This window comes from Collinsella sp. CLA-ER-H11 (assembly GCF_040092445.1).
In the GTDB taxonomy this organism is placed as follows: domain Bacteria; phylum Actinomycetota; class Coriobacteriia; order Coriobacteriales; family Coriobacteriaceae; genus Collinsella.
In genome coordinates this window covers 127,912-139,167 of the sequence record NZ_JBBNLN010000006.1, presented here as the reverse complement: position 1 = coordinate 139,167, position 11,256 = coordinate 127,912, and the positions used below count along the sequence as shown (strand labels likewise).

Below are 11,256 nucleotides of genomic sequence, written 5' to 3'. Positions count from 1 at the left end.
CAAGCCCATAAGGAGGGCCTACGAGGCATGGGTCGAGGCCGGACTTCCGCTCGATTGGGACAGGCAGGCCTTCGAGGCCGAGCGCAAAATGGATTCTAAAAAACACCTTGCCAAATAGGAGCGTCAGAACACGGGTCGCATGAAGAAAAGGAGATGCCATGGCGCCTATCGCACCGCTCAAGATGCTCGTCGCTCCTGCCGCCAAGGCCATCGCCCGCCTGAGCGACTCACTCACCTACGACGATATCCCCTGTGTTGTCGACGAACGTACGGACAGCTGCCCTTACCTGGGACACGTCCCCTACTTTGCTCCTAAGCTCGCTTCTAACCCCGAGCACCGCGAGCGGTAATCCAAGATGCAGCAAGCGCTGCGCAGCTCGCGGCGTTACTGTTTTGGTGCAAAGAAACCTGTCCCCCTTGCACCAACGCCGGGATTATCGACGCTGCGGCCGCGGCGCGATATGAGGCGCGAAACCTCGCCCAACAACACACCGATTACCACGCCCACGAGAATCGGCAACTTTGTCATCTCGGCGGGTGAGCTGTTGAGCGGCACAATCGTGGCGACAATCGAAAGCACAAGCTCCACCACGGGAATCGCAAGTGCCACCGCGAGCACCTTGCCCTCGAAGGGCGCGCGGAACACGCGCGGGCGATCGTCGTATTTGCGCAGGCGCCAAAACGCCGGGAACATCGGAATATAGCTCATAAGCAGGAAGACGACGTTCATCGAGAAGAAAACCCAAAAGACGTCGGAGCCCTCGCCCAGCGGAATCTGAAGCAGTAGTACCAGGCTGGCAAAACAACCGTTAATGAGTGCCGAGCCATTGGGCATGCCGGTCTTCTTGGACACCAGCGCAAAGGGACGCGGCATATTGCCGTGACGCGCGGCATAGCTCGCCACGTTGTTGACACCAAAGCTCCAGCAGATCATGTTGGCGAACAGCGTCACCAAAAAGGCCGCGCCCACGACCATCGTCAGCGGATGGCTGCGCCCCAACATGGCGGCGACCGCGTCCACAATGCCCGAATCGAGCGAAAGCCGCTCGGTGGGAACCGCGGCTCCAATGCCGATGCCGCAGATAATGTAGATTGCCGCAATGGCAACGCCACCGGCGATAACCGCCTTGGGGATATCACGCGACGGGTTTTTCATCGTGCTGGCAAAGGTTGCGACCACTTCGAAGCCCATAAAGTTGAACAGGATGATCGATAGGTACGTCAACGAATTGGTGTCGCCCAAATCTGGAATGAAGGTCTTAAACGACATGTCGTTGGCAAAGCCGTTATTGCAGGCAAACCAGATGCCGACGATTCCCACCACGGCGGTAATGAGCACCTTGATGACGGCACCGCCGTCCATGACCCAATCGGCCTCGGCCACCGGGTGCATCGCCATGACCGTGACGCCCCACACAAAGGCAAGCTCGATGGCAATTCGGGCCCCAAGCGAAAATTCGATGCCCCATACCGCATTGATGACACTGGGGAACATACAGGCGATACTTGCAACCCACAGTGGAAAGTTGACCCAGTAGCACCAGGAGCAGCAGGCACCCCAACGGTCGCCCAAGCCCAGGCGAACCCAATCGTACAGGCCGCCCTCGGAATCGAACGCCGTACCGAGCTCGGCCACCACCAGGCCATAGGGAAGCAAAAACGTAATGATGAGGAAGATCCACCAGAAGAACTGCACGTTGCCCATGGCAGATGCCGGAGCGGCCGCCTCGATGGTAAATACGACGCAGATAACCGAGAGGATGACCTCGAACAGGGAGAACTTTTTACCTGCCATGGCACGCTCCCCCTACAGCAAAAAAGATGGCATCTGCACCGAAGGCGCAGCCCAAGGTAGGGTTACAGGCCGCGTCACCGGTGCAGGTGCCATCCCAAGGAGAAGAAGGGATGCAATTGTTGGACCAACGCTCGCGGAACAGGCGCGTGTAGATGACGATACGCTGGTACATGGATACTCCGATCAAGACGGCCGCGTATACGACCGGGAACTTTCGGCAATTGGATACGCGTCTGACCTGGGATATCCAAGCGAACAATTGGCCTAACCCGCGATAGGTCCCAGGCCAGGCGGGTATCCAATCGAAGGGGAAGGGCGCTCCGGTGTGGAGGCAGCGGAGCGCCCGGGGAAAGCCCGGCCGGCCGGCCAGGCGGCCCCGTTCGCCCGGCCGGCCGGGCCTCCGGGGTGCGGCGGGCTCCCGTGAAAGAGGGGCGCCGCGCCCCGGCAGGCCGGGCTATTAGGCGGACGGCTCCTGCTGCGTGATGCAGTGGATGTTGCCGCCGCCGTAGACGACCTGGTCGGACTTGACGCCCACGCACTTGTAGACGCCCTCGCCCCAGACCTCGTCGTAGATCTCCTGGAGCGTGTCGACGGCCAGCTGGTCGTTCTCGTCGCCGTACTGCGGGACGATGACGCCGTGGTTGGTCACGAGGTAGTTCATGTAGGAGGCGATCAGCGGCTCGTCGGGGACGCGCGGCTCGGCGTTCTCGTCGGCGTCGATGGTGTCGCAGGAGGCCTGGTCCATGTACAGCGGCTTCACGGGCATGCAGAGCTTGTAGACCTTCAGCTTGCGGCCCTTGGCGTCAACCGCGTTGGAGAGGGTCTCGTAGGCGGCGTGGCACTGCTCGTAGAACGGGTACTCGGGGTCGTCGGTCCAGATGCAGACCATGACGCCCGGGGCGATGAAGGTGGCGACGTCGTCGATGTGGCCGTTGGTCTCCTCGGGGTCGATGCCCTCCTTGACCCAGATGACCTTCTCGACGCCGAGGTAGTCCTTGAGGTGCTCGGTCATGTACTCGCGAAGCTCCTCGCTCCAGGGCTCGAACTTCTTGCGGTACTTGGGCCAGAGGGACTCGGGGTCCTCCTCCTCCTCGAGCACCGCGGAGCAGGTGCGGCCGGGGGACAGGAGGCACTGGTCGGTGACGACGAGGGTGCCCTCGCCGTCGACGGTGATGGAGCCGCCCTCGAGGATCATGTCGTCGGGACGGTAGCGGCGGCAGCCGGAGAGCTCGGCCATCTTGAGGGCGATCTGCTCGTCCTTGTCCCACGGGAAGTAGAGGCCGTCGATGAGGCCGCCGTAGCCGTTGAAGTGCCAGTGGTTGGCGCGCTTCTCGCCCTTGCCGTTGATGACGTAGGTGGCGCCGGTGTCGCGGAACCAGGCGTCGTCGGTGGTCATCTCGACGACGGTGACGTTCTCGTCGTTCTCGAAGACGGCCTTGCAGTTGGCGTAGTCGACCTGGTTGGCGCACATGTAGACCGGGGTGAACTCGGAGATGGCGCGGGCGATGGCGGCATACTGCTTCTGGGCGGGCTTGGCGCCGTGGGCCCAGGTGTCGGTGCGGTGGGGCCAGCCTATCCACACGCGGTCCTGGGGGGCGAACTCGGCGGGCATGAAGAAGCCGTCGGCCCTCGGGGTGGACTCGGACTCGGTGATCGTACGCATAAGATTTCCTCCAAACCGGACGATCGTCTGCCGCGGGCGGGCTGCCCGCGGCCTAGGACCAAGAGATGGCGGGCGCCCGTCCCCCGGCAGAGGTCGGGGCGCCCGGCGCCGGTTTTCACGGGGTCGCACCGGCGGGCGACGACGTAGCCAGGTGCGCGGAGACGGGACGCACGAGGGATACGGGAGAGGGGTCGGGGCGGTCGGCGGCTGCCGGAGCTATCGCCTGCACCCGCCCCGGGGAATGGTTGGCGGACCCGTCGCCCGGGCACGCCTCCGAGGAGGCCGGGGTGCCCGGGGCCGGGTGCCCTAGTTCTCCTCGGCCTCCTCGGCGAGGCGCTGGGCGGCCAGCTCGGGGGTGAGGCCCTTGTACTCGGTCTCGCGGCCCTTGGCGCTGACGACGCGGACGACCTCGCCGATGAGCACGAGCACGATGAAGATGATGATCATCGGGACCTTCTCGCCGACCTCGGCGGCGGAGAACGGCACCAGCGTCGCGACGATGGCCAGGATCAGCTCGATGCAGGGGATGGCCAGCATGACCTTCATCATCGCGCCCTTGAACGGGAACGTGAAGATGCGCTCGCGGTTCGGGTCGTTCTTGCGGAGGTTGAGGAACGCCGGGAACATCGGGATGTAGGTGAGCAGCAGGAAGACGACGGAGGTGCCGAAGAGCATCCAGAAGACGCCGTTGGAGATGGCGTCGACGGGAACGAGCTGCAGGCAGAGGACCAGGGAGGCGACGACGGCGTTGACCAGGTTGGCGCCGTTGGGCATGTCGTCCTCGGAGACCATCGAGGCGAAGACCTTGGGCATGTTGCCGTGCTCGGCGGCATAGCGGGCGACGGAGTTGACGCCGAAGGACCAGGCGGCCATGTTGGCGAACAGGGTGATCAGGAAGGCGATGCAGATGACCTTGAAGAGCACGGAATCGCCCACCATGGTCTGGACTGCGACGATCATGCCGTAGTCGGGGTCGATGGAGTCGGCCGGGATGGCGGCGCCGATGCCGAAGCCAGCGAACAGGTAGATGACGGCAATAGCCACGCCACCGACGACGATAGCCTTGGGGATATCGCGAGCGGGATCGGCCATGTCATCGGTCATGGTGCAGATAACCTCGAAGCCCATGAAGTTGAAGATGATGATGGACAGGTAGCCCAGGGCATTGGTGTTGGTGAGCTCGGGCAGGAAGGTGACGGCGGACATGTCGTTCGCGAAACCGTTCTCCATGGCATACCAGATGCCCAGGGCGCCGACGATGACGGCTACGGCGACCTTGATCAGGGCGCCACCGTTGAGGACCCACTCGGAGTCGGCCGCCTTGGAGCGGCCCATGAGGTAGACGATCCACACGAAGGCGAGCTCGATGCCCATCTTGGCGATCAGGTTGAACTCGACGCCAAAGACCATGCCCAGGATGTCGGGGAACATGGTCGCCAGCGAGGCGATCCACAGCGGGTAGTTGACCCAGTAGTAGTACGAAATGCGGGCGCCCCACTTGTCGCCCAGGCCATCGCGTACCCAGTCGTAAATGCCGCCCTCGCCGTCATAGGTGGTGCCGAGCTCGGCGACGACCATGCCGTAAGGGAGCAGGAAGGTCAGGATCAGGAAGATCCACCAGAAGAACTGCTGGTTGCCGATGGCAGCAGCGGGAGCGGCGGCCTCGCAAACGAAGACGACGCAGATGATGGTCGAAATGACCGTCAGGAAGGAAAGCTTTTTCTTTCCGTCACTCATATTTAATCCTTTGCTCAGTCTTGGACAGATTCGAGGCCCTAAGGTATTAAGGCAATTGCTTGGGCCTCGGTGAGCGGGCGACAGGAGACGAGCATCCACCGCCCGCAAACATGCTTTTAGAAGCCTTGAGGCCTAGAGCTGCTCGAGAGCCTCGAGAGCGGCGTGGAGCTCAGCCTTGGCGGAGTACTCGACACCCTCGTCGTTGAGCGGAGTGCGCTTGCCCAGGGCGGCAAGGAGAGCACGGATGGAGTGCTTGCGGTTCTCGGCCTCGACCCAGCACAGGGAGCGCTCGGGATCGTCCATGACCTCGTCGACGACTTCCTCGCCACGGGTGGCCGGCAGGCAGTGCATGAACTTGGAGTTGGGGCCGGCGAAGTTCATCATGTCCATGGTGACCTGATACTTGGGATAGAACACATCCATGTAGTTCTCGCCCGAGACCTCCTCGTCGTACAGGCCATACCACACGTCGGTGTAGATGAAGTCGGCGCCCTTGATGCACTCGATGTCGTCAGAGATGACAACCGAGCCGCCGGAGACCTTGCAGTTCTCCTCGGCGATGGCCATCATCTGCTTGCCGAACTCGGCGCGCTCCTCGGCGGTGCCAACGTGCAGGCCACCGTCGGGGATCTGGTGGCCCTTAGGTCCAAACTGGACAAACTTCATGCCGACCTTGGAGGCGATGAACATGAGGGAGACGCAGACCTGGGTGGCATCGCCGATGAAGGCCAGGGTGCAGTCCTCGATCTTCTTGCCCTCGGGGAGGTTCTCGAGCATGGTCATGAGGTCGCCCATCTCCTGCGTGGGATGGTTGAACTCGGACATGCCGTTGATGACGGGCACAGCGGAGCCCTCGGCGAGGCCGACGACGTCCTTGTGACGGTCAACGCGAGCCATCATGATGTCGAGCAGCGAGCCCATAACGCGAGCGGTGTCGCCCAGGGACTCGTGACCGCCGAGCTGGATGGTGCCAGGGCCATAGAACTGAGCATGGCCGCCGAGGTCGGTCATGGCCGTCTCGAAGGAAAGACGGGTGCGGGTGGAGACCTGCTGGAAGATCATGCCAAGGCTCTGGTTGCGGAGCAGGTGCGGATAATAACCGTCAACCTTGATGGCCTTCTTCATTGCCAGGCCAAGATCCTCGATAGCCAGGATCTGCTCTTTGGTGAAGTCGTTGGTGTCGATGAAATCCTTAGGCAGTGCCATATCGATTTCCTTTCCGCCGGTCTTGCCGACTTATTTACTGTGAGGCGCTCGTACATCACACCTCGTGTTGACAAGACCATCATTCACCCGTGTGCAATTTTTACCTAGTTTATTCGGGATTAAAGACCGTTCACGGAGTTACACCCTCTATAAACCAATATAAACCCGCAGGCAGCGGGCTTGCAGGGGGTTTACCGTCTGGAACCGCGAACGGTATACGGCTATGCTATGTCTGGCGTCTAATCCGCAATGGAACGACCGGCTGAGACAAGTATACCCGTGGGATATAGCGGGCTCCATAAGAGTTCAAATGAGGCAGGACGGTGACAAATGGACACGCTCATGTTCTTCTATACCTTAGCGATACTCGTAATCTGTATTGTGACGGCAGTGCTTTCGCTTGCCGCCTACGCCTCGTCCCATCGACGCTTCTTTATCTATGGCAGCGGCGTTTTTATTTGCTACGCCATCGAGATGACCGAGATCTTCTTTTTTGAATACACGTTGCAAAACGAGACTTTTCCGGCCAGCGACTATTACGCAATTACCATGCCTGCGTTTCGGACCCTTGTGGCGACCATTTCACAGGCTTTTATTTGGCTGATTGCCATGGACTTGCTCGATAAGCATTCAAAAAAGCAGTTCACTATCCCCGTCTTATTGTTTTTGTTGCTAGAGTCGCTGACTATCGTCGCTGTCCCCTCCGGCCCCATGCGTCAGTGGCTCTACTACACGATGCGTCAGGTATTCCTTGTCTTTGTGGGACTGTATATCTTTTGGACGGCTCATAAAAGTACGGAGGTTGAGCTGAAGGCACGCGTTAACAACCAGCGAAAGCACCTGATTATCGGCGCTATTCTGGTCGGTTGCATCGTTGCCGAGGATTTCTACAACATCTTTGTCATCCCCATGAGTCTGGCACCCTCTTGGCTGCAGCTTTATCTATCCGAGCGCAACTTTAGCGAGAACGTCTTTGCGTGCTACTTTGCGATTCTGCTGATCATCTACTCATACCACGTGCTTTCAATTCGCATGGAGAAGGCGCCCGAGGAAAAGAACGTCAACGATCTTGATCGACACATCGAAGAGCAAATGCCCTTCTATCGCAACGCCTACAGGCTCTCCAACCGCGAGGCCGAGGTTTTGCGTCTGGTTGTGCTGGGCAAGTCGAACCAAGAGATTGCTGACGAGCTATTCCTTGCCGTGGGCACCGTCAAGACCCACATCCACAACATCCTGGTCAAAACCGAGCAGCAAAACCGAACCACGCTCATCCTCCACTTTTGGAAGCGTTAACCTGCCAAAAAGGGACAGGTTTATTTTGGTAGGTTTTATCTGGGCAAACGCCAGCCGCCGCAAGAGAGCTGCTTTCCCTTGCGGCGGTCTTCTAGCAGTAAGACCAAGTGAGTAGACTTTTTGCAGGAGGTCGAGCACAGCCCAAAACGCCGCGGCTCTGACCTGCGATTTTATTGAACATTTATCGCGATGTGCTCGGCATATCTAAATAAGTCTACTCACTTGCATCCGAGACGCACCAGATAGGCAAATAACCGCCGCGAAGGAAGGGTTATGCGGTTTTACCAAACCGCATAACGGCTCGACGCTGCAAGCGCCCCTGAGCGAGCAATCTGACGTTCAGTCGTCGGTCGCGTACAAAAGTACGCTTCCCTCCTCTTTCACGTCACCTTACTCGATTAGGGGCGCTTTCGCTGACCTATGCTCAACCTACAATGATTCCAAACTGGATGAGTTACTCGCTGTAGCGGGTGGCTATGGCAGCTCGCACCATTCCGGTGCTCATGAGGTAGGTCACCAGGAAGTAGCCACCGTATGCTGCCAGGAAGATCGCGCAGGTGAGGCCCACGGTGCCGCCGATGCTCATATTTCCGAATATGCTCACCAGCTCGATAATCACCTTAAGTGCCACAAAGGAGTGCGCCAGACCCACTGCCAGCGGGAACAGGAAGAATACCGCTTGCTGCGCCATCACCGAATGGCGAACCTGGCGGTCGTCGCAGCCGATCTGTGCCAGCACACGATAGCTGCGGCTGCCGTCGGCCACATTGGAGAGCTGCTGGATCGACAGTATCGCCGCACATGCAACGACCAATACAAAGCCGATGTAGATGGCTAGGTAGCTAATAAGACCGTTCATTTGCGCTGCTTGCGCGTTCATCTCGGAGCGTGTGATGAAGGTTCCCCAAAACCCCGGCTCCTTGCCGTCAACGAGCAGATTGTCGAGCAGAGTGTATTTAATGCTCTCGTCTGCCTCGGTCGTATCCATCCCCTGTTTGTAGTTAACGAGCAGGCTACTGGAATACGGCTGCAGATTAAGTTGGGACAACAGTTCGTCGGCAACGACGACGGTACCCGGATTACTGCCCATCGCCGAGTTGGCGATGGCCGCCGTATCTTCGTCCGACTTATCGGTTGCGGGTTTGAGCGTATGCCCGCCCAAGGTAAGGGCATGGCCGCCAGCCATATACTTGGTGTACAGGTCGATCAGCTCACCGCCCATATCACACGTAAGCAAGTACTGGTCGCGGCCAATGCTCACCGGCTCCTCGCCCATCATCTGACGCAGCTTGTTGTACTGGCTCGCCGGCGTCACAAACAGACCTATCGCATCGGGCTTGCTACCCCTGAACGCCTTGGGAAGCTTTTCGCCCATGGTCTTGCACATCTCACCCGCAGACACCGAAAGGCTCGAACCGCCAAACGGGTAACTTAGATACGAATCGATCTGCACATGCTCACCGGCAACATCGGCGATATTGACCTTCTTGCCGGTCTCGTCGTTGTTGTCCGCCGACTTGTCCTTACCGTGCCATGCGGGGTACAAATCGACCGTTGTATCGGCCAGCACCATCCGATCGGCCTCAGACGGATTGACATACTCTTTGTAGTAGTCGAGCGTATCGGGCGTGTAATAGACATACGTCTGCGACATATCGGCCGGCGTATAGCGCTCCAGGTTTTCGTTCATCACATTGGCAATCGACATACCGCACGTCACCGAGGTGATGGCCAAAAACAGGAGCATCGCGATGACGCCCATCGAAAAGCACACCGTGTTGACCTTGGCCGCAAGCTGGCGCACGATAAACATGTTGAGGCCGCGCCAATACACGCCGCGCAGGCTCTGCAGCAGCTTGATAAGCATGCCCGAGAGTCCCCAGAACAGGGCAAAGGTGCCCACGGTAACCATAGCGGTCGTAATGCCAAACTGGTTCATGGCCTCTTGCAGCTTGCTGTCCGTCGCGGTTAGCGGGAACCCATCACGTAGCAGACGGTAATAGGCCACGCCCACAAGCACCACGCCCACGGCAAAGATGGCAATCGCGATCCAGGGGTTGCGTGTCTTGATGCTCTCGTTGCGACGCTCAGCACCCATAAGCTCGATGAGTTTGGTACGACGCACGGCGCGAAGGTTCAGCAGTAGCGTGAGCACAAACATTACGAGCATGCAGGCAAGGGTCAGGTTGAACGCATGCACCGAGAAAAAGAAGTGGAAATTGGCGATCTGTGTCTTAAAGAGCGAGGCCGTAAAGAACGTCATGAGCTGGGAGAGTCCCACACCCAGCACAATGCCGGCGACAAAGGCCACAACCGATACTATCACGGTCTCGAGCGCCATGATCGTGGCGACGCGCCCGCGCCCCATGCCGAGTACCTGGTACAGGCCAAACTCCTTCTTGCGGCGTTTCATGATGAAGTTATTGGCATACACCATCAAAAAGGCCATGACACCGGCCAAAAAGTACGTCAGGTAGCCGAGCATGCTGCCCATAACCTGCGCCAAGCCCTCTTCATCGATTCCGGCGATGTCAACCTGCATCGAGATGGTGTTAAAGGCATAGAAGACCGTGACGCCCAGGGTGAGCGTCAAAAGGTAGACGAGGTAGTCGCGGCCGGCGCGGCGGACGTTGCCCCAAGCGAGTTTACAGAGCATCGGAGCCCTCACCGCCCATCATGGCAACGACCTCCATAATGCGGTCGAAGAACTCGCGGCGGCCGGTGTCTCCGCGACGCAGCTCGGTGAAGATCTTGCCGTCGCGAATAAACAGCACACGGCTCGTGTAGCTGGCGGCAAAGCTGTCGTGCGTGACCATGAGCACGGTGGCGCGCAGGCGGCGGTTAAGGGCCTCCAGGCTCTCGAGCAGCAGGCGAGCGCTCTTGGAATCGAGGGCGCCGGTGGGCTCGTCGGCCATAATCATGGTGGGGTCGGTGACGAGCGCGCGAGCCGCGGCAACGCGCTGCTGCTGACCGCCGGACATCTGGTAGGGATACTTGTCGAGTACCTGGCTGATGGACAGGCGCGCTGCCACATCCTGCACGCGGGTCGAGATCTCTGCCGAGTTTGTGCGGGCGATGGTGAGCGGCAGGGCGATGTTCTCACGTGCCGTGAGCGTATCGAGCAGGTTGGAGTCCTGGAAGATAAAGCCGAGCTCCTCGCGGCGGAACTGCGAAAGCTTAGCCTGCTTCATGCGCGTAACGTCCTGCCCGTTGATGCGAATGGTGCCGCTCGTGGCGCTATCGATGGTCGACACGCAGTTGAGCAACGTCGACTTGCCCGAGCCCGAGGCGCCCATGATGCCCACAAATTCGCCGCGGTTGACGGTAAAGCTGACGTCGTTGAGCGCGCGGGTCACGTTGCCTAGCGCTCCGTATACCTTTTCGAGATGCGCGACCTCCAGTACCGGGGTCGCCATGTGCGTGGTTTGCATACCGAGTCCTTTCTTGCGATTAGTCTACGGCATCTATAGTCGCAAGAAGACGAGTCGGCTACCATCGATATGGCTTACGCTTGCCTTACCGTTGTGTAAGGTACGCGTAGCTACCCTGCCGCGTGTTG

The 11,256-nt window shown here is 59.5% G+C and carries 8 protein-coding genes; 2 read left to right on the top strand and 6 right to left on the bottom strand.

Annotated elements, in window-relative coordinates; translation table 11 throughout:
- The first annotated feature begins 158 nt into the window (after positions 1-158).
- On the top strand, positions 159-350 hold the full coding sequence (locus AAAX35_RS06225) for a hypothetical protein (protein WP_349117085.1): 192 nt from the start codon (positions 159-161) through the stop codon (positions 348-350).
- A gap of 35 nt (positions 351-385) precedes the next feature.
- On the opposite strand, the gene AAAX35_RS06220 is transcribed toward AAAX35_RS06225, so the two are convergent.
- From AAAX35_RS06220 to ptcA, 4 genes are all read right to left on the bottom strand, one after another.
- Positions 386-1,795 (bottom strand): APC family permease, encoded by a 1,410-nt coding sequence (locus AAAX35_RS06220; protein ID WP_349117084.1) that lies wholly within the window; start codon positions 1,793-1,795, stop codon positions 386-388.
- A gap of 457 nt (positions 1,796-2,252) precedes the next feature.
- The gene (locus tag AAAX35_RS06215; RefSeq protein WP_349117083.1) at positions 2,253-3,458 is read right to left on the bottom strand and encodes an agmatine deiminase family protein; all 1,206 of its coding nucleotides are present in this window, start codon (positions 3,456-3,458) and stop codon (positions 2,253-2,255) included.
- 306 nt (positions 3,459-3,764) lie between these two features.
- Positions 3,765-5,195, bottom strand: a complete 1,431-nt coding sequence (locus AAAX35_RS06210; RefSeq protein WP_349117082.1) for an APC family permease — start codon at positions 5,193-5,195, stop codon at positions 3,765-3,767.
- 132 nt (positions 5,196-5,327) lie between these two features.
- The gene (gene ptcA / locus AAAX35_RS06205) at positions 5,328-6,401 is read right to left on the bottom strand and encodes a putrescine carbamoyltransferase (protein ID WP_154514956.1); all 1,074 of its coding nucleotides are present in this window, start codon (positions 6,399-6,401) and stop codon (positions 5,328-5,330) included.
- 330 nt (positions 6,402-6,731) lie between these two features.
- Between ptcA and AAAX35_RS06200 the strand changes: the two genes are divergently transcribed.
- Entirely contained in the window at positions 6,732-7,697 is a 966-nt protein-coding gene (locus AAAX35_RS06200; protein ID WP_349117081.1) for a LuxR C-terminal-related transcriptional regulator, read from the top strand.
- Positions 7,698-8,151: 454 nt separating this feature from the next.
- On the opposite strand, the gene AAAX35_RS06195 is transcribed toward AAAX35_RS06200, so the two are convergent.
- Both AAAX35_RS06195 and AAAX35_RS06190 read right to left on the bottom strand, forming a co-directional pair.
- Entirely contained in the window at positions 8,152-10,353 is a 2,202-nt protein-coding gene (locus AAAX35_RS06195) for an ABC transporter permease (RefSeq protein ID WP_349117080.1), read from the bottom strand.
- The gene (locus AAAX35_RS06190; protein ID WP_349117079.1) at positions 10,343-11,128 is read right to left on the bottom strand and encodes an ABC transporter ATP-binding protein; all 786 of its coding nucleotides are present in this window, start codon (positions 11,126-11,128) and stop codon (positions 10,343-10,345) included. The genes AAAX35_RS06195 and AAAX35_RS06190 overlap by 11 nt, the downstream gene beginning before the upstream one ends.
- Between the last annotated feature and the right edge of the window lie 128 nt (positions 11,129-11,256).

What these genes read in the sequence shown, in the direction of transcription:
- ptcA (WP_154514956.1), bottom strand. Translation starts at nt 6,401, where the DNA reads ATGGCACTGCCTAAGGATTTCATCGACACCAACGACTTCACCAAAGAG.
- AAAX35_RS06220 (WP_349117084.1), bottom strand. Translation starts at nt 1,795, where the DNA reads ATGGCAGGTAAAAAGTTCTCCCTGTTCGAGGTCATCCTCTCGGTTATC.
- AAAX35_RS06200 (WP_349117081.1), top strand. Translation starts at nt 6,732, where the DNA reads ATGGACACGCTCATGTTCTTCTATACCTTAGCGATACTCGTAATCTGT.
- AAAX35_RS06190 (WP_349117079.1), bottom strand. Translation starts at nt 11,128, where the DNA reads ATGCAAACCACGCACATGGCGACCCCGGTACTGGAGGTCGCGCATCTC.
- AAAX35_RS06210 (WP_349117082.1), bottom strand. Translation starts at nt 5,195, where the DNA reads ATGAGTGACGGAAAGAAAAAGCTTTCCTTCCTGACGGTCATTTCGACC.
- AAAX35_RS06195 (WP_349117080.1), bottom strand. Translation starts at nt 10,353, where the DNA reads ATGCTCTGTAAACTCGCTTGGGGCAACGTCCGCCGCGCCGGCCGCGAC.
- AAAX35_RS06225 (WP_349117085.1), top strand. Translation starts at nt 159, where the DNA reads ATGGCGCCTATCGCACCGCTCAAGATGCTCGTCGCTCCTGCCGCCAAG.
- AAAX35_RS06215 (WP_349117083.1), bottom strand. Translation starts at nt 3,458, where the DNA reads ATGCGTACGATCACCGAGTCCGAGTCCACCCCGAGGGCCGACGGCTTC.